The organism is Marivirga sp. (assembly GCF_035704835.1).
Classification (GTDB): Bacteria; Bacteroidota; Bacteroidia; order Cytophagales; family Cyclobacteriaceae; genus Marivirga.
In genome coordinates, this window is sequence record NZ_DASSWQ010000068.1 from 1 (window position 1) to 16,189 (window position 16,189).

Annotated in this window: 19 protein-coding genes and 1 tRNA gene; 2 read left to right on the plus strand and 18 right to left on the minus strand. The window is 34.4% G+C overall.

Annotation, left to right across the window (positions count from 1 at the left end; all coding sequences use genetic code 11):
- From VFM92_RS10820 to VFM92_RS10880, 13 genes are all read right to left on the minus strand, one after another.
- A partial coding sequence (locus VFM92_RS10820; RefSeq protein ID WP_325122238.1) for an IS1634 family transposase occupies positions 1 to 1,432 on the minus strand: 1,432 nt, incomplete at its 3' end.
- Between the two features lie 108 nt (positions 1,433 to 1,540).
- On the minus strand, positions 1,541 to 1,753 hold the full coding sequence (locus VFM92_RS10825) for an ISAon1 family transposase N-terminal region protein (RefSeq protein ID WP_325122239.1): 213 nt from the start codon (positions 1,751 to 1,753) through the stop codon (positions 1,541 to 1,543).
- A 2-nt stretch (positions 1,754 to 1,755) separates the two neighbouring features.
- Complete coding sequence (locus tag VFM92_RS10830; RefSeq protein ID WP_325122240.1) at positions 1,756 to 2,094, minus strand: MFS transporter; 339 nt, start codon at positions 2,092 to 2,094, stop codon at positions 1,756 to 1,758.
- A gap of 109 nt (positions 2,095 to 2,203) precedes the next feature.
- On the minus strand, positions 2,204 to 2,668 hold the full coding sequence (locus VFM92_RS10835; RefSeq protein ID WP_325122241.1) for an ExbD/TolR family protein: 465 nt from the start codon (positions 2,666 to 2,668) through the stop codon (positions 2,204 to 2,206).
- 3 nt (positions 2,669 to 2,671) lie between these two features.
- On the minus strand, positions 2,672 to 3,235 hold the full coding sequence (locus VFM92_RS10840) for a biopolymer transporter ExbD (protein WP_325122242.1): 564 nt from the start codon (positions 3,233 to 3,235) through the stop codon (positions 2,672 to 2,674).
- Entirely contained in the window at positions 3,235 to 3,564 is a 330-nt protein-coding gene (locus VFM92_RS10845) for a hypothetical protein (protein WP_325122243.1), read from the minus strand. Before VFM92_RS10845 ends, VFM92_RS10840 begins: the two co-directional genes overlap by 1 nt.
- A 25-nt stretch (positions 3,565 to 3,589) precedes the next feature.
- Complete coding sequence (locus VFM92_RS10850) at positions 3,590 to 4,429, minus strand: MotA/TolQ/ExbB proton channel family protein (RefSeq protein WP_325122244.1); 840 nt, start codon at positions 4,427 to 4,429, stop codon at positions 3,590 to 3,592.
- Positions 4,430 to 4,604: 175 nt separating this feature from the next.
- Positions 4,605 to 4,691: transfer RNA gene (locus VFM92_RS10855), tRNA-Ser, on the minus strand.
- A gap of 191 nt (positions 4,692 to 4,882) precedes the next feature.
- A complete protein-coding gene (locus tag VFM92_RS10860) occupies positions 4,883 to 5,953 on the minus strand; it encodes an asparaginase (protein WP_325122245.1) in 1,071 nt (356 codons plus the stop codon).
- On the minus strand, positions 5,954 to 6,709 hold the full coding sequence (locus VFM92_RS10865) for a TatD family hydrolase (RefSeq protein ID WP_325122246.1): 756 nt from the start codon (positions 6,707 to 6,709) through the stop codon (positions 5,954 to 5,956).
- A complete protein-coding gene (locus VFM92_RS10870; protein ID WP_325122247.1) occupies positions 6,706 to 7,815 on the minus strand; it encodes a glycosyltransferase family 2 protein in 1,110 nt (369 codons plus the stop codon). Before VFM92_RS10870 ends, VFM92_RS10865 begins: the two co-directional genes overlap by 4 nt.
- Positions 7,812 to 8,450 (minus strand): polysaccharide deacetylase family protein, encoded by a 639-nt coding sequence (locus VFM92_RS10875; protein ID WP_325122248.1) that lies wholly within the window; start codon positions 8,448 to 8,450, stop codon positions 7,812 to 7,814. The genes VFM92_RS10870 and VFM92_RS10875 overlap by 4 nt, the downstream gene beginning before the upstream one ends.
- Positions 8,443 to 9,675: a PP2C family protein-serine/threonine phosphatase gene (locus VFM92_RS10880; RefSeq protein ID WP_325122249.1), complete on the minus strand. Its 1,233-nt coding sequence runs from the start codon at positions 9,673 to 9,675 to the stop codon at positions 8,443 to 8,445. The genes VFM92_RS10875 and VFM92_RS10880 overlap by 8 nt, the downstream gene beginning before the upstream one ends.
- 186 nt (positions 9,676 to 9,861) lie before the next feature.
- On the opposite strand from VFM92_RS10880, the gene VFM92_RS10885 reads away from it, so the two are divergent.
- Both VFM92_RS10885 and VFM92_RS10890 read left to right on the plus strand, forming a co-directional pair.
- Complete coding sequence (locus tag VFM92_RS10885) at positions 9,862 to 12,306, plus strand: zinc-dependent metalloprotease (protein WP_325122250.1); 2,445 nt, start codon at positions 9,862 to 9,864, stop codon at positions 12,304 to 12,306.
- An 88-nt stretch (positions 12,307 to 12,394) separates the two neighbouring features.
- Complete coding sequence (locus VFM92_RS10890; protein WP_325122251.1) at positions 12,395 to 12,823, plus strand: hypothetical protein; 429 nt, start codon at positions 12,395 to 12,397, stop codon at positions 12,821 to 12,823.
- Between the two features lie 73 nt (positions 12,824 to 12,896).
- Here the strand turns inward: VFM92_RS10890 and VFM92_RS10895 are convergent, their stop codons facing one another.
- From VFM92_RS10895 to VFM92_RS10915, 5 genes are all read right to left on the minus strand, one after another.
- The gene (locus VFM92_RS10895) at positions 12,897 to 13,094 is read right to left on the minus strand and encodes a hypothetical protein (RefSeq protein WP_325122252.1); all 198 of its coding nucleotides are present in this window, start codon (positions 13,092 to 13,094) and stop codon (positions 12,897 to 12,899) included.
- Positions 13,095 to 13,110: 16 nt separating this feature from the next.
- On the minus strand, positions 13,111 to 13,365 hold the full coding sequence (locus tag VFM92_RS10900; protein WP_325122253.1) for a hypothetical protein: 255 nt from the start codon (positions 13,363 to 13,365) through the stop codon (positions 13,111 to 13,113).
- Positions 13,346 to 14,470, minus strand: a complete 1,125-nt coding sequence (locus VFM92_RS10905; protein WP_325122254.1) for a glycosyltransferase — start codon at positions 14,468 to 14,470, stop codon at positions 13,346 to 13,348. Before VFM92_RS10905 ends, VFM92_RS10900 begins: the two co-directional genes overlap by 20 nt.
- Positions 14,467 to 15,390 (minus strand): lysylphosphatidylglycerol synthase domain-containing protein, encoded by a 924-nt coding sequence (locus VFM92_RS10910; protein ID WP_325122255.1) that lies wholly within the window; start codon positions 15,388 to 15,390, stop codon positions 14,467 to 14,469. The genes VFM92_RS10905 and VFM92_RS10910 overlap by 4 nt, the downstream gene beginning before the upstream one ends.
- Positions 15,391 to 15,470: 80 nt before the next feature.
- Positions 15,471 to 16,055 (minus strand): hypothetical protein, encoded by a 585-nt coding sequence (locus VFM92_RS10915; RefSeq protein WP_325122256.1) that lies wholly within the window; start codon positions 16,053 to 16,055, stop codon positions 15,471 to 15,473.
- Positions 16,056 to 16,189 lie beyond the last annotated feature (134 nt).

Below are 16,189 nucleotides of genomic sequence, written 5' to 3' on the forward strand. Positions count from 1 at the left end.
CAGGCATTATAGCCTGTATTTCAAATATATTTTCAGCTATCTCTATAGCTGTATTCGGGCTGATAGTTGCTTTTTTCTGCATCAATTGCCTTTCCAGTTCTTTATAAACCTTATATGCAACAAACGAGATACAAATGTGGGCTTCAATTCTTCTTTGTAACCTGTGGTAAACAGGTCGGATTTTAAGATCTGATTTTGCGATTCTAAACGCCTTCTCAATTTGCCATAGGTGTTGATAGTTTTCAATGATTTCGCTTTTGTTCATTTTAGCATTTGAAACATAGCCTTTTAGACCATCCCATTTACAATCATTCTCTAGTTTTTCTTGGTCAATAAAGATGTTGATTTCCCCTTCAAGTTTCAAGAACTTGTTGTAGCCTCGATTGTTAATGTTTGATTTGGTGAGTTTACCGCTCTTTAACTGTTTTTCAAGTCTTCTAAGCCCTTTTTCTCGATTATAACGATCTTTCTTAGCCCTGTCATCAGAATAGGTGATAATCAACTTTATAGCACCTTTATTTATGACCGCACTTTGTCCGTTTGAAAGATTAAGTGCTAGGATTTTCTTTTTGATACTATCCTTTTCGGTCTTTATCCTAGCTCCCAATATAAACTCATAACCCTTTTGCTGGAGCTCCTCAATGTTGGTGTTTGAGAGAAGTCCAGAATCAGCCACAATTATCAATTGATTGAGGTTGTACTTCTGTTTGAAGGCATCAACTACAGGTAACATGGTATGGCCCTCAAATTTATTACCCTCAAAAATTTCATAGGCTAAGGGATAGCCATTTTTGCTGACCAATAAACCAAGTACAATTTGGGGATGTTGATGTTTACCTTCTTTTGAGAAACCCGTCTTTCTCAGTTCATCTTCTTGATCTATTTCAAAGTAAACAGTGGTAACATCATAAAATACGACACTGATATTATGATCTAGAACCTTTAACGTATGATCATAACTAATCTGCTGGACAATTTCCTTTTGTGTAGAGTAGAGCTTATCAAGATATCGGTATACTTGATCCTCATCCCAATCAATGTGGTGGTATCGCAGCAAGTATTCTGTGGTTTTTAGCTTGCTTTTCGGATAAGCAATCCTACCTATAACCAAATGCTTAAAATACTCATCCTTGACTTTGCTAAAACCTATATCGTGAAATATTTGTCCTAAAAGATAGTCAAAGCCCACACGCTTCATCTTATCAATAGATCCAAGAACCTGCTCAATAACTTGATCACTATTGCTAAAATCAAGTTCTTGCATTCCTGTTGATCTCTGAATCCAGCTCTTTGCCTGTAATTCTAATTCATGTAATCTCTTCTTCTCATCGCTTCCTCCAAAACTCTTAATTACCTTATAGCTGCCTGAACTCTTATCAACTACCTGAAAATAGGTCTTACCATTCTTCGATTTGAGTTTGCGTAAAAACATAGAAACCAAAGATATTCAATAAAATTAACACCCAAAATACCAAATCAAAAACACCTTAATCTCTGTATATCACTAACTTATGAAATTATTCAAAAATGAGTGCGGAAGTCAGGGGAAATCCTGAACGGTAATCACATCATAAAAACCTTTAGACAATAACTTTTGCCCACTATACTCATCTGGTGTAATGTTCTTCTCCTCTAAACTGATTTGAAAACTATCTTCTTTCTTTTTAACTGAAGTAACCCGGAAATATTCGAGAATCCCTTCTGGCAAAAACAACTCAATTAAACTCTGATCCACTTTGTCTTTTTTTGACAAAGTTAATTCTTCAATCCTAAATCCCCAGAATTATTGCTTGATCCTAAATAGGTAAAGAACTGCATAAACCCTTTTTTATTAGAAGAATAGTCGGCAATTCCGGACAATAATGGAGAAATTATGGCCACCATTAAGAAACTAAATGAAATGGCAAAAGAGTATAATGCAGTATTTACTAATTGAAAACCGAAAAAATCAACAAGCTCACCATTGAAAGTATTTTGAGTTGCTGTATTATAGAATACAGGAAATATTGATGACTTAATTACTATAGCATAAACTGAGTTTGCCCAGTCATACATGCACCATGCATTTATGGTTTTAGCATTATTAATTTTCACGATAGATGAATGTTGTGATTATCCGAAATAGTATAAAAAAACCTCATTCCAAAATTTTGAAATGAGGTTTAACTTAATGATTATATGAAAATATAAATGCCTAACTCTTTTAATTATCTTTTGTAAGTTTTAGTGTATTATACATCAACTTACGAGCATTTGCTTTTCTTAATTGCTGCTGAACATCAGTAATGATACCCATTTTCGCTTCGCTATCCACTTTCATGGCAATGGTTATTTTATCTCTTTCAGCTTCTGCTAATTTATCTTTTTCTCTTGCAACCCATAAAAGAATATCTCTTGGTTCAATAAACACATCATTTGCTTGTATTTTAGCTTCACCCCCAAACTTTTCTGTTTGTTTAGGTTTACCAATATAAAGATATTTAACCAAAGATTTCCTTTCTATCTTTTTCAATTGCTCGGCTTTTGGTATTGTTTGTTCCACCATTATATCAGTTTCCCTTAATACCGTTGTCACCATGAAAAAAAACAGGAGCATAAAGATAATATCCGGTAATGCTGAGGTCGGAATTTCCTGACTCGCATTGCTTTTCTTTTTAAACTTTGACATAACTTATCCTCCTATATTAGTTGGTTCCGCAATTGAAATCGCCATTGGAATATCTTTTTTACCTTTATCATAAAGGGCTTGTTCCTTTGGATTATTTAAATTTAACGATCTGTATTCGTCAACTGAAATACCTGCTCTATCAGCATAAATCTGATAGTAAGCACCTTGCAATTGATCCAGCACGTTAATATAAATCTCATAACTTGTTCCTCTATCTGTTTTAAAGGAAACGATTGCATCTTGTGGACTCTCAGATAATTCTGGATTATTACTAGGATTTAAAATATGTTCAATCAACATATCCTTAATCTCAGTGTAATCATCCAAACGCTCACCTTCCACTAAGAGACGGTCTGCAGAGTTGATGGCTACTTTAAAAAGATTCCTATCTTTAATCTTTACATCGACCTGCTCCGCATCATCCGGCTCAGGGGGTAATGTTAAAGTAAGTCCTTTATCTGATGCAATAGTGGTAGTTACAAGAAAGAATATTAACAATAGAAATGCAATGTCGGCCATTGAACCAGTATTCACTTCTGCTTTTGCTCTCTCTTTCTTTCTAGCCATTATCTTATAATTTTGCTTAATTCAGAAACTACGATTGATATTACAGCAAATACCATCAATATATAAGTAGTTATTAAAACACCACCTATCACTTTTGATGAGGTACTTGTAATATCAAATGCAATATATTTAGCAGTTACTTCATCGCCTGAGAGTGCCCAACCGATTAGGTAAATTATTCCAATCAATGCAACTCCTAAAACTGACTTCAATAAACTTTTAGGGTTACTTATTGCTGCTATTAATGGTAATACAATCGCTCCTATAACTGCTACTAGTACTAACACATAAGCTGCATACAACATTATGTTTACTCCTATATCTTCCATTTAGTAAATTTTTTAAGGTTAAAACTTACTTAGTAAGCTTGTGCTTTACCAAGATATCAACTAAAGCAATTGAAGCATCTTCCATTTGGTTTACCAATGAATCTACTTTAGAAACGCAATAGTTGTAAAATAATTGTAAGATAACAGCCACAATCAAACCAGCAACAGTTGTTAAAAGGGCAACTTTAATACCACCCGCAACCAATGAAGGAGAAATATCGCCCGCTTCTTGAATTGCATCAAATGCTTCAATCATACCAATTACAGTTCCCATGAAACCTAACATTGGTGCAAGAGCGATGAATAATGATATCCAAACCAAACCTCTTTCTAAACGCCCCATCTCAACAGAACCGTATGAAATAACTGATTTTTCAACCATTTCAATACCTTCCGACATTCTCATCAAACCTTGAGTAAAAATTGATGCAACTGGACCTCTAGTGTTTTTAGTTACTTCTTTTGCAGCTTCAACACCACCTTGACTTAATGCATCTTCCACATTAGCCAATAATTTGTTATTATTAGTAGTAGCAAGATTCAAAGTGATAATTCTTTCTATAGAAATAGCTAATCCTAAAATTAAACAAATCAATATCACAGACATGAACTCCCATCCACCTTCAATAAATTTTTCTTTGACTACCTGGTGGAAGCCTTGCTCTTCAACAATTTCTTCTTCCTCTACAATCATTGTTGCTAAGGTGTCTTCCTCTCCTGCCGCTGCTGAATCTACTGCTTCAGTAGAATCATTCGACATTTCGGTTGAATCACCTTGCATCTCATCATCCTGAGCAATTGCATTGCCATTGAAACCGAATGCTAAAGCTCCGGTCATCATCATTAAAACAAATAGCTTTTTCATAGTTAAGTTGTTTGTAATTTTCTTTTTTAGTTAATGTATTTTTAGTTAAGTGAAAAACTAAGCTCAATTTTACACAAATATCCACAAACAGAAAATATTTTTAGCAATTCTTTACGTCTACACCTTAATATTTAATATTTAAAGGTATAATTTAATAAATAATTGGACAAAAATGCGGAGAAGGAGGGATTCGAACCCTCGGTACCCGCAAAGGTACACTCGCTTTCCAAGCGAGCCCGATCGGCCACTCTGGCACCTCTCCTTTATCTGTAAATATTCATTTATCGATTGAACTCTTTTCAAACGTGCACAAATAAATTAATAATTTATTCTTCATGCAAGCCCATTTTGCCAAATGGTAAATATAAATCCAATATTAATACGCAATTCAATTGCAAATAGAAGGATTACAGTTAATAACTGTATTATTCTATGTAATTACAGAGTTTTTTATTATTCCATTTCTCCTCTTAGCGGTTTTATTAAATAATTTACTTGCATTTCTTTGGAATGTGCATGACTCAATACATACATCATTTTGGTAATGGCCGCCTCTGTAGTAATATCACTTCCACTTATTACACCAATGGATTGTAAATCTTTACTAGTCTGATATCGGCCTTGAATTACCTTCCCTCCCATGCATTGAGAAACGTTTAAAATAAGTATTCCTTTATCAATTGCGGTTTGTAACGCTTCAATAAACCATTTTTCGGTAGGGGCATTTCCAGAACCATAAGTTTCTATCACTATGCCCCTCAAGCCTTTAATCGATAAAATTCCTTCTACAAAAGCTTTTGAAATACCTGGAAAAACTTTCAATATGGCCACTTCTTGCTGAATATTCTTTCTGACTTTTAGCTCTGAATCAGATTGAAATGGCCTCAAGGCAGAAAAATTATATTCTATAATTACTCCTGCTTCAGCCAAAACCGGATAATTTTCACTTTGAAAAGCATCAAACTGCACGCTTTCTACTTTTTTGGAGCGATTTGCCCTTAATAAAATATTATCAAAATAAATACATACCTCTGACACAATCGGTCTATGATTTAACTTCTGACTGGCTATTTCAATCGCAGTAATTAAATTTTCTCTGGCATCCGATCTTGCAGCGCCTATTGGCAATTGTGCACCCGTAAAAATTACAGGTTTATTTAATCCTGCTAACATGAAACTTATAGCCGAAGCAGTATAAGCCATAGTATCCGTCCCGTGAATAACAATAAATCCATCGTATTCATCATAATTGTCTTCCACTAATCCAGCGATATCGTCCCAGTGTTGCGGATTTACATTAGAGGAATCTATCAGCTTATTAAAGGAAGCCACCGTTATCTTTAAATTAAAATTTCTTAGTGATGGAACCTCATTCAAAATATTTTGAAAGTTGAATGGAATAAGTGATTGGTCTTCATCGTAGACCATTCCTAAAGTACCCCCCGTATAAATAATCATAACCGCACTTTCGGGTGCTTTGGGAGTGGCTGTTTCAATATGAATTAATTCGTAAGGCTTATTCATTTAAGAAAATAATGCTTTTGCATTAGTTGAGGTAATGGAAACTAGTTCTTCTTTAGGCATTTGCTTTAAATCCGCAATTTTTTGAGCAATCAAATCTAACAAGGCGGGTTCATTTCTTTTACCTCGCTTTGGTGCAGGTGCTAAATAGGGAGCATCCGTTTCCAAAACCATTCGGTTGATATCAATATCAGGAATATGCTCAGCTAAACCACCATTTTTAAAGGTAACAACTCCTCCTATTCCCAGATGAAATCCTAAGTCAATTACTTTTTGTGCATCTTCTGCTGTTCCAGAGAAACAATGAAAAACTCCTTTCAGGGAATCATCTTTCATTTCTTTCACGATCTCATAAGTTTCTTCAAAAGAATCTCTGCAATGTAAAATAATGGGGATTTGATGCTTTTTAGCTAAAGCAATTTGAATTCGTAAGGCTTCTTTTTGTTCTTTCATTAAGCTTTTATCCCAATAGAAATCAAGCCCAATCTCTCCTACTGCTACAAATTTCCTTTTATTTAACCAGTCTTCTACTTCGTACAACTGCTTTTCAAAATATTTTTGAACATGGCATGGATGGATGCCCATAGTGGCTATGGTGTTAGAGAATTCATTCTCCACTTCCATCATAGGGTCAATAGATTCATGGTCAATATTGGGCATATAAAATCTTTCAACGCCAGCCTCTTCTGCCCTTTCAATCATTTCCGCTCTGTCTTCATCAAACTCTGGAGCGTATAAATGTGCATGTGTTTCAATCATCCTTTAGCAAATTTTCTTCCTTTCCATTTGACGGGCAAAGGTAAGACATAAAAGAAAAGAAGTACAATAGAAATAAAGCCACTATAGAATTCAAATATAAAAAGATTCCCTAAAGGAACATATTGATTAAGTCTTTCTAAAATTTTATTAATAAATAAGCTTTGCAAAGTGATTTTCAATCCAAATAGTGGAATTGCTACAAATGGGTTGATAAATAACATCGCAATCATAGCGGGATAATAAAATGCCTGAAAGACTAACAATGCTATCATAAAAGGAGGCAATTGGAGTGCTCCACTCATCCATCGTTTACGTTGATTCATGAGATTCCAAAATCCTCTGATGGCAAAGGTTTTTACCAGACTCTCCTCATTGGCTAATTGTTGATATTGATATCCTTCCTTAGCCACCGCTTGAAACAAAGCAAAATCTTCTGTAACCGAAAATGGAATGTTTTTATAACCACCTACTTTATTATAAGCTTCTTTACTTATCATCATATTGTTACCCACCGCTGTTACAGGCACTTTCCAACCGCTTACAATTTTCACCATCCCTAATGCCAGGCTCCAATCAATCATTTGCATACTAGACATGAAATCTTGTGCCTTGATGATCGTAAATCCACTTTGAATTCCTGAACCTTCTTTCCAACAAGCCAACTGTTTTTTAAGCCAGCTTGGAGGCACTTCTACATCAGCATCCGTAATCATCATAAATTCACCTTTTGCTTTTTCTGCTAATTGCTCCAACACATTAGCTTTGGCATCCAGATGTGCTACTTTTTCGTGAATAGGAATATAAAAGAAATTGTTCTCTTCTTTATCCCATTCTTGCATTATTTTGGAACTACCATCGGAGGAACCATCATCTCCCATAAGTACTTCATATTTATCACTGGGATAATCGAGCTGTTGTAGTGAGTTTAAGGCAAGATTAACAGTATGGACTTCATCACGGACAGCCATCAGAATGGAAATAAAAGGCAATTCACCTTCGTAAGGATTTGGGTTCTCAGCTTTTGGTTTCCACGCCATCCATAATATTAAGTCCACGATGATTACTGCTAAAATAATCGTCAAAAGGCCTAAATATAGATAGGTCATAGTTTTTTAAATTTAAATCCAATATCGGAAAAATACTTGAGATACAAAGGTAGGAATTGTAATATTTTATCTTTTGCTTTTAAATTATCGTGAAAAACTATAATACTACCGTGCTTTGATTTTTCAATGCTTTTTTGAAGAATTTTATTTGCTGAAATATTAGGATTATAATCCTTTGAAAGCACATCCCACATAACAAGTTCAAATCCATCCTTCTTAAGTCGTTGAGCAATATTTAGATTAAATTGACCATATGGGAATCTAAAAAGCTTTTTATCCTGAGTGAAATGTTTTTCTATTTCAAGATGACACAGGGAAACATTGTTGACATACTCATCATTATCAGTTTTCCAGGCCTTTAAATGATTAAAAGTGTGGTTTCCAACAGCATGCCCACTCTTCACGATTGATTTAAATAATTCCGGATACTTTTGAATGTTATCTCCTACGCAAAAGAAGGTTCCCTTTGCCTCAAAATCATTTAAAATTTGTAAAATTAGAGGTGTCAATCCAGGAATTGGACCATCATCAAAAGTTGGGTAGATTACCTTTTCATTCGTATTAATGCTCCATATAAATGAAGGAAATAAGTGCTGTATAATTCGAGGAGTTCTATAAAATGCCCAATCAGACATGAAATTGACAGGCCAATAAGGTGATATCATCTGATAATGGACGATTACCGATAAATCCATCTATAGAATCCAATATCTTAGATAATAATAAACTAGGTTTTACTGTATTATTGTTATTGAGGATATCAATCACTCGTTCGGGTCCAAACTCTTCCTCCTGTTCGTTAAAGGCTTCTGTTAATCCATCGGTATAAAGCAATAGAGTTTGAGTATTCTTAATTTTAGTCTTTCCAATTTCAAGGAATGGAATCTCTTTTAAAGCACCTAATACTAAGGTTCCTTTATCGAGTTTTTCAATCTGTCCATTTGCTAACATCAAAAAAGGTGGATTATGCCCTGCATTTACATAGGTCAGCTCTTTTTTCTTCAAGTCAATTAAAGCAATGAAAAAAGTAATGAAGTTTTCCCCATTAGCACTTTCAAACACCTGATGATTTACATCATGAATTACTTCCTCTAAGTTTGTGGTTTTCCTTAATAGCGTCCTTAAAGAAGCCTGGAAATTAGACATTAATAATGCTGCGGGAACTCCTTTTCCTGAAACGTCAGCTATGCAAACAATTTTTCGATGCTCATCAATAGAAAGCCAATCGTAATAATCTCCGCCAACTGTATGATGTGGAGAATAATGAGCATCTATACTAAAGTTATTATTCTCGGGTAGCGATTTGGGGAAGAGTAGTTGCTGAACCTTTTTGGCAATTTCCATTTCCTTGGCATAAACCTCTTGCTCAAGTCTTGCTCTTGCCATTTTCTTATTTTCAATAGCCACCATGATAATATTGGTAAGCGCTTGAATAAAATTTAAATGGTTTTCTATTAACTCCTTTTCTTCTGCGTTGGTAACACCTCCTAAAAATACGATTGCTAAAAGTTCATCTTTATGGAAAACGGGAATCGCTACTTCGAATTCCGAGAAAGCAGAACCTACTAAATCAGCATTAAATAGAATTTTCTGTTTTTTAACCAATTCATTAGTACTATCATCTACATCAGCATAGTCTTTTTGAGTTCCAAAAGATAATTTTAGCTCCCAATTATTCTTTTCGTGAACTAATAGCATCAGTTTGCCTAGCTTAAGATTAGCTCTTAACGTGAAATTATAGATTTTATATAATGAATTTTCCGGCAAATTCTCATTTATCGCTTGGGTAATTTCAAGCAGAGAATTAAGTTCTAATTCTTTAAGTTCGTATCGGTTCGATGTGTTTATTGCAGTTTCCATTATAGAAGTGTGAAGTTAAGTATTAGAATCGAGAAAAGGAAGATAGAGCATAAGGAATGGAGAATAATGCTTTTTGACAGGAGCATGACGACTAGTCAATTTATTTTAATAATTAACCTTCTACCAAATTCCATCTAAATCTTTTGAGATAATTTTTTACCTTAGAAAAAATTTCTAAAAATCATCATGAAGCACTATTTCTATATTGTCATTTTATTGTTTGCAGTTTCCTGTAATGTGTTTAAAACCAATAAACAAACTGAACCCCAGTTATCTGAATTTGATAAATTGATTTCTGGTAAAGAAAAATTTAGCGGATTTTTGAATTACTATTGGGATGCAGAGAACGGCAAAATCTATTTAGAAATCGATAAATTAGATGAGGAACTTATCTATGTAAGTTATCTATCCGCGGGATTAGGTTCCAATGATATCGGATTAGACAGAGGACAAATCGGCAATAGCAAAATCATTAAATTCGATAAAATCGGCAATAAAATAATGGTATTTGAGCCGAATTATAAATTCAGAGCTTATTCCGATAACGAAGCGGAGAAAAAAGCAGTGAAAGACGCATTCGCACATTCAATTATCCATGGCTTTGAGATTGAAGCTTCCAATGACTGGTCTTATTTAGTAGATGCCACGGACTTTTTCATTAAAGATACGCATGGAGTAAGCCAAAGATTACGACAAGCCAATGAAGGTTCTTATAATTTAGATAAAAGTCGTTCTGCTTTTAATATGGAAGGTTCCAGAAATTTTCCAGAGAACACCGAATTAGATTTTTGGATTTCCTTTAAAGGGGAAGCAAAAGGAAGAGAAATTTATGCTGTAAGTCCTGATGCAGATAATATTACGGTTCGCCAGCATCATTCTTTTGTACAGCTACCTGATGAGGATTTCGAAACTAGAAAATTTGACCCGAGAGCAGGTTATTTTAGCACCACGTACAAAGATTATGCGGTTCCTATAGATGAAGATATCAATAAAAGATTAATTAACCGCCATAGATTACAAAAGAAGAATCCAGGAGCAGAGAAAAGTGAGGCTGTAGAACCCATCATTTACTATTTAGACTCAGGAACTCCAGAACCCATTCGATCCGCTTTACTAGATGGTGCAAAGTGGTGGAATCAAGCTTTTGAAGCAGCAGGATATGAAAATGCTTTCCAAGTAGAGATGTTGCCTGAAGATGCTGACCCTTTAGATATTCGATACAACGTCATTCAATGGATCCACCGATCCTCTAGAGGATGGAGTTATGGAGCCAGCGTAACCGACCCAAGAACGGGTGAAATTATAAAAGGTCATGTGAGTTTGGGCTCATTACGCGTAAGACAAGATTTTCTAATTGCCGAAGGTCTGCTAGCTTCTTACGATATGACTGGGGAAAATAATGCCATGCAGGAAATGGCTTTAGGGCGATTAAGACAATTATCTGCTCATGAAATTGGTCATACTATTGGATTGGCTCACTCTTTCACGTCAAGTACAGAAGATGATGCTTCCGTGATGGATTATCCCCACCCGAATATAGAATTAGATGAAAAGGGAAATATCAGCATAGAAAATGCTTATGCTGAAAACATTGGGCTTTGGGACAAATATGCTATCCGATACGGATATGAGGAAATTCCCGCTGGTGCAAATGAAGAAGAATATTTGAATAGCATTTTGACGAAAGCAAATGAACGTGGCTTAAGCTTTATATCAGATAGAGATGCTAGAGCAGTTGGCGGAGCTCATCCTTATGCTCATTTGTGGGACAATGGCAAAGATGTAGCCGTTCAGCTGAACCATTTATTAAACGTTAGGTCAAAAGCACTTGCTAAATTCGGGGAAAATGTTATTCAATATGACCGTCCACTAGCTCAAATCCAAGAGGCTCTTATCCCAATTTATTTTCTCCATCGCTATCAGGCAGAAGCTGCTGTAAAGTTGATTGGTGGTTTAGATTATTCTTATAAAATGAGAAATGATAGTTTGAAAGAAATGAGTATTTTGCCAGCAGAATGGCAAATAGAAGCTGCTATAAGTCTTGCTAATGCGGTCAAAGCACAAAACTTAGCTTTACCCGAACCTTTGTTGAATACCTTGTATCCAAGACCAATAGGATATTACGATAATAGAGAATTGTTAGATGGCAGAACAGGTGTAACTTTTGATGCGATTGGAGCTGCAGAACAGGCTTCAGCTATGATTTTTGAATTAGTCATGCATCCTCAAAGGTTAAGTAGATTGGTAGAATACCATGCTAGAAATGAAAATAACCCAGGAATTCAGCAAACACTGGCTATTTTCGAGAAAACAATATTTGATGAAAAACTTGATAATTCCTATCACGAAGCTATTCAACTAACTACTCAAGCAGTTTATGTTAACCATCTGATGAAAAGTACTCAAAATGCAAACCTTTCTCCCTTGGCAAGAGCGGAATTGATGTCAACTTTAAATAAGATTTCATCCAGATTAGCCAAATCTAATTACAGAGATAGTGAGTTGAAAAAGTCAAATAATCAGATGCTGGTTAGTCAAATCAAACTATTTATGGAATCACCCATGGAATATGACGTGGCTCCTATACCAGCTCTACCTCCTGGAAGTCCTATTGGAAGTTGCGATAATTAATGAACTAAAAACAAAATATTTCAACTAGAACTAACGTTTCAGTTGAAATATTTTGTTAATTTCGAATCAACCATAAATTAAAACCCATATGAAATTTATATCCTCCGCAGCCTTAATTCTTTTACCCTTTCTTTCATTTTCTCAATCAATCGTTAGTTTTCATCAATCTGCTAATGGTAGTCAAGGTTCTTACGCCTATGAGTTTAATGATAAATACAGAGCGGAATTCAGAATATTTACAAATAACTTTATCGAGGTCATTCCTGTCAAGCTGATGTTCAGTGCCGACTGGATTGAAAAAGATATTTATGAATTTTATAATGGAATATCGCTGATCCCTTTTACCCCACAAGCGCCAATATTAGGTTTACCTATTGGTCTTAATATCTATCCTTTTGATAATCAAAATTTTGGTTTTATAATGGAATTTGTACCAAACTTAGCATTTGGTGAAGCTGGTGGCGCCTATTTCTCGGGAACCATGGGTTTAAGATATAGATTTAATAAAAGTGAATAGATAATCTCATTTCAACCGTTACGTGGGGCGAACATCATAATAAGCAAACCAATTAATGCAATAAATCCACCTATTAAATGATCGTGTTCTGGCCAAAATTAGCCCTTTGCCATGTCGCAACTGCTCCATATCCAACTAAGATGATTGCACCAAGTACTCCTACCCACCAAGGTTTTTCTTCCTTTAAAGTCAACCAAACTAGATACCCCCCTCCTATTTCACAGATTCCAGCTAAAATGAATATTGAGATTGATTTGAAGATGGCTAGCATATAAATTTAGTTAAAATTAAAAACCATTATGCTCCATCAGCCCTTTTTTGGTTGCCAAAAAATATAGGCTATTCCATGGAATCTGCTTAATGTTTTTGACGCCAGCATACTCCTCATCATGGTTGATTAGTAATTTGATATATTCTTTCTTATACAATGAAAACAAGTACTTCTGAAGATTACTATCTTGCCAGCCTAAGGCGGATTTTACTTCATCGTAAGATTGAACAAAATACAATTCATCTAAAAGGTCAATTTCCTGCTCGTTCATTACTAATATATTTTCTTTCTTTCCAAGTGTAGTTTCCAAAATTAGCCAATAAACCAAAAATTAACACATACAGACTATACAAAAACTGTAAAGTTGCAAAAGCTAAAAAATTGAATTTCTTATGCTGAGATTTTAAAATTAATGAAATAAAAATTCCTTCTGAACATATCTTTAGCAAAACCACCGGCAACATAAGTAGAAATTGCCCTAAGATAAGGTGGTAAATAATGGCAGTTAAATAAACCAAATGAAATAGCCAGACCAACAAAGCTGGAAAACTATCCATAAAACTTGAGGAAGCGCGCCACTTTGCAGCCCACCTTTTCCTCTGCCGGTAAAAGGAATTAAAATCATCTGGTGAATGCGTTTCTACCACAGCATCTTTCTGAAAATAAACACCATTCGGAAATTTCTTTTTAATCTTCTGTAACAGAAATATATCATCACCTGAAGGAATTCTTAAATTATCTCCATAAGGATTTAGCATTTCAAAAGTCGTTTTTCTAAATGCTAAATTAGCTCCATTAGCCATAGTCGGATTTCCCAATTCAATGCTTATTGCCCCGACTCCTATTAATGGCGCAAATTCCATTTGGAATAGTTTTGACCGCATACCATCAGCCCTAAAAACAACACTGCCACTCACTAACTCTATGTGATTAATTTCAAAAGGAGCCTGCATCTTTTGAACCCAGTCTTTTGGAAAAATACAATCCGCGTCAGTAGTTAAAATGATTTCCGATTTACTATGTTTTATTCCTGCATTCAGTGCTGACTTTTTACCTTTTAGTTGTTCTGGGAGACTTAAAACAATCATTTTAAATGGGAAACGGTCTTCGTGAGATTTTATAATTTCCTTAAATCCATCTGTAGAATGATCGTTTATTAAAATAACATTGAGCAAGTCAGTAGGATAATCTACTTTCGAAAGGCTATTCAATAAGGAATTTAAATTTTCAGTCTCATTACGAAAGGGAATCAAAATACTTACCGATTTTAATTCACCACTTTCACCTAATTCTGGTAATTTCCGCCAAATACTTGTGGCAAAAAGTAAAGCCAATGCATAGAAAAGTATTATGAGTGCAAAAAATGCAAAAATCATATGCTTTTCAATTTTAGCTTAGGTATAAAAAACAATCCAATGAAAGCTGGTAGTGCAATATTTATCAACCATAAAATTAGTCCTGCAGCAATTACAGGGGCAACGTCTTCGCTCAAACTTTCAAAAAATAAGGCTACGCTAAATTCTCTGATTCCCAAGTCACTTAAAAAATTAAAAGTTGGCAATATAGATTTAGCCAGAAACATAAAGGCGACACCCATAAATTGCATAAATAAACTAATTTTTAATCCTAAAACCGAAAGTAAAAGTAAAAATTGAGTACTAAAAATTAGATATCGTAAAATGGATAAACCAGCTAAGATGCTAACTAATTTCCATCCCATTTGTCTTACTGGCAATATATAATCTTGAATTTTAGGATGATTTCTTTTGAAGAATAAAGCAATAAACAACCCTAACAAAATCAATCCTAATATGCTTAAAATAGGATAAGTTAAAGAAATTGGGATATCGTATTTTGAAAGATTTTCATTAGAATAAATGTAGAGCGCAAGTAGTCCGAAAATAGCAGTAGGTAGCATCTGCAGCAATCTGGAAACTAGTATTAATCCCAATGCTTTTTTCCGATCGTGATGAGTCAAGGAAAATACTTTTGCAAAATAATCTCCAACTGCATGTGGTGTTACGAAACCGAGTGCAATTCCGGCTAAAACCCCTATTGAAGCTTTATGCAATGAAATTTCGGTAATAGGCTTAATTGAAAACTTCCATTTCAATACCTCCATAAACCAGTTGAAAGGCATGAGCAGAATTACGGCTCCAATTATAATTAGATTATCCTGAAAAAGCTTGAAAGCAGTTAGAAAACCCGATTTGTCTTCTCTAATTTTTTGATATAAAAATGACATTACCAAAACGGTAACGAATATTTTTAGAAATATCAGAAAAGATTTTTTCAATATATTATACCAAAACAGAAAACCACCTCACAATGATGCACATTATAAGGTGGTTTTCAAAATTTGAATTACTGTAAATATTATCGTTTATATTCTTCTAGTTTATTCAGAGCAGTTTGTAATTCTCGTTTAATCTTCACTTGCTTTTCTTGAGACCGCTGTCTTAAATCTTCTAGCTCCTGGTCAATCAAATCCTTATCTTTTTTCGCTTGTCGAGTCAATCTAAAGCTTTTTAAGAACATGAAATAAACAATTATTAAGGCTGCAACTAAAACAATTACAATACTCCACATCACTACATTATAAGTAGTTTTATTCATCGGAATTCCTAAAAAAGGCATTTTATCGACTGCAATTTGCGCTTCTTCCAGCTCATTTTGTAAATCACTCATTTGAGATTTAGCTGCATCGCTTTCTTGCTCTGCTTTCTCTCTTGCAGCGGTAGCAGCAGAAACTTTCGTTTTCAGTGAATTGATTGAATCATTCATTATTTCACCAAAAGAATTAATTTTTGTGATTGAAATAACTTTGTATTGCTCAAAAGTCTCACTGCTTTCAATCATATTTTGATACTGCTCAGATAATTTGGTATCTTCTTGCGCCTTACCTTCAAAGTGAATTGCTACTACAAGAATTGAAAAAATAATTGAAAACTTAAATTTCATGGTTAACTGTTTATCGTAAAAATCACTGTGTTAATTTGCTGTAAAGATAGTTTGAACGAATGGAATTAAAAAAACTTATGTATAAATGTATTTATTAATCTGTATTTTCTTCTAACAGTTTTAAATCTGGCAAG

Bases quoted from the DNA above. Each gene is read 5' to 3' on its own strand.
- VFM92_RS10835 (WP_325122241.1), bottom strand. From the start codon at position 2,668: ATGTCAAAGTTTAAAAAGAAAAGCAATGCGAGTCAGGAAATTCCGACC.
- VFM92_RS10840 (WP_325122242.1), bottom strand. From the start codon at position 3,235: ATGGCTAGAAAGAAAGAGAGAGCAAAAGCAGAAGTGAATACTGGTTCA.
- VFM92_RS10845 (WP_325122243.1), bottom strand. From the start codon at position 3,564: ATGGAAGATATAGGAGTAAACATAATGTTGTATGCAGCTTATGTGTTA.
- VFM92_RS10850 (WP_325122244.1), bottom strand. From the start codon at position 4,429: ATGAAAAAGCTATTTGTTTTAATGATGATGACCGGAGCTTTAGCATTC.
- VFM92_RS10860 (WP_325122245.1), bottom strand. From the start codon at position 5,953: ATGAATAAGCCTTACGAATTAATTCATATTGAAACAGCCACTCCCAAA.
- VFM92_RS10865 (WP_325122246.1), bottom strand. From the start codon at position 6,709: ATGATTGAAACACATGCACATTTATACGCTCCAGAGTTTGATGAAGAC.
- VFM92_RS10870 (WP_325122247.1), bottom strand. From the start codon at position 7,815: ATGACCTATCTATATTTAGGCCTTTTGACGATTATTTTAGCAGTAATC.
- VFM92_RS10875 (WP_325122248.1), bottom strand. From the start codon at position 8,450: ATGTCTGATTGGGCATTTTATAGAACTCCTCGAATTATACAGCACTTA.
- VFM92_RS10880 (WP_325122249.1), bottom strand. From the start codon at position 9,675: ATGGAAACTGCAATAAACACATCGAACCGATACGAACTTAAAGAATTA.
- VFM92_RS10885 (WP_325122250.1), top strand. From the start codon at position 9,862: ATGAAGCACTATTTCTATATTGTCATTTTATTGTTTGCAGTTTCCTGT.
- VFM92_RS10890 (WP_325122251.1), top strand. From the start codon at position 12,395: ATGAAATTTATATCCTCCGCAGCCTTAATTCTTTTACCCTTTCTTTCA.
- VFM92_RS10895 (WP_325122252.1), bottom strand. From the start codon at position 13,094: ATGCTAGCCATCTTCAAATCAATCTCAATATTCATTTTAGCTGGAATC.
- VFM92_RS10900 (WP_325122253.1), bottom strand. From the start codon at position 13,365: ATGAACGAGCAGGAAATTGACCTTTTAGATGAATTGTATTTTGTTCAA.
- VFM92_RS10905 (WP_325122254.1), bottom strand. From the start codon at position 14,470: ATGATTTTTGCATTTTTTGCACTCATAATACTTTTCTATGCATTGGCT.
- VFM92_RS10915 (WP_325122256.1), bottom strand. From the start codon at position 16,055: ATGAAATTTAAGTTTTCAATTATTTTTTCAATTCTTGTAGTAGCAATT.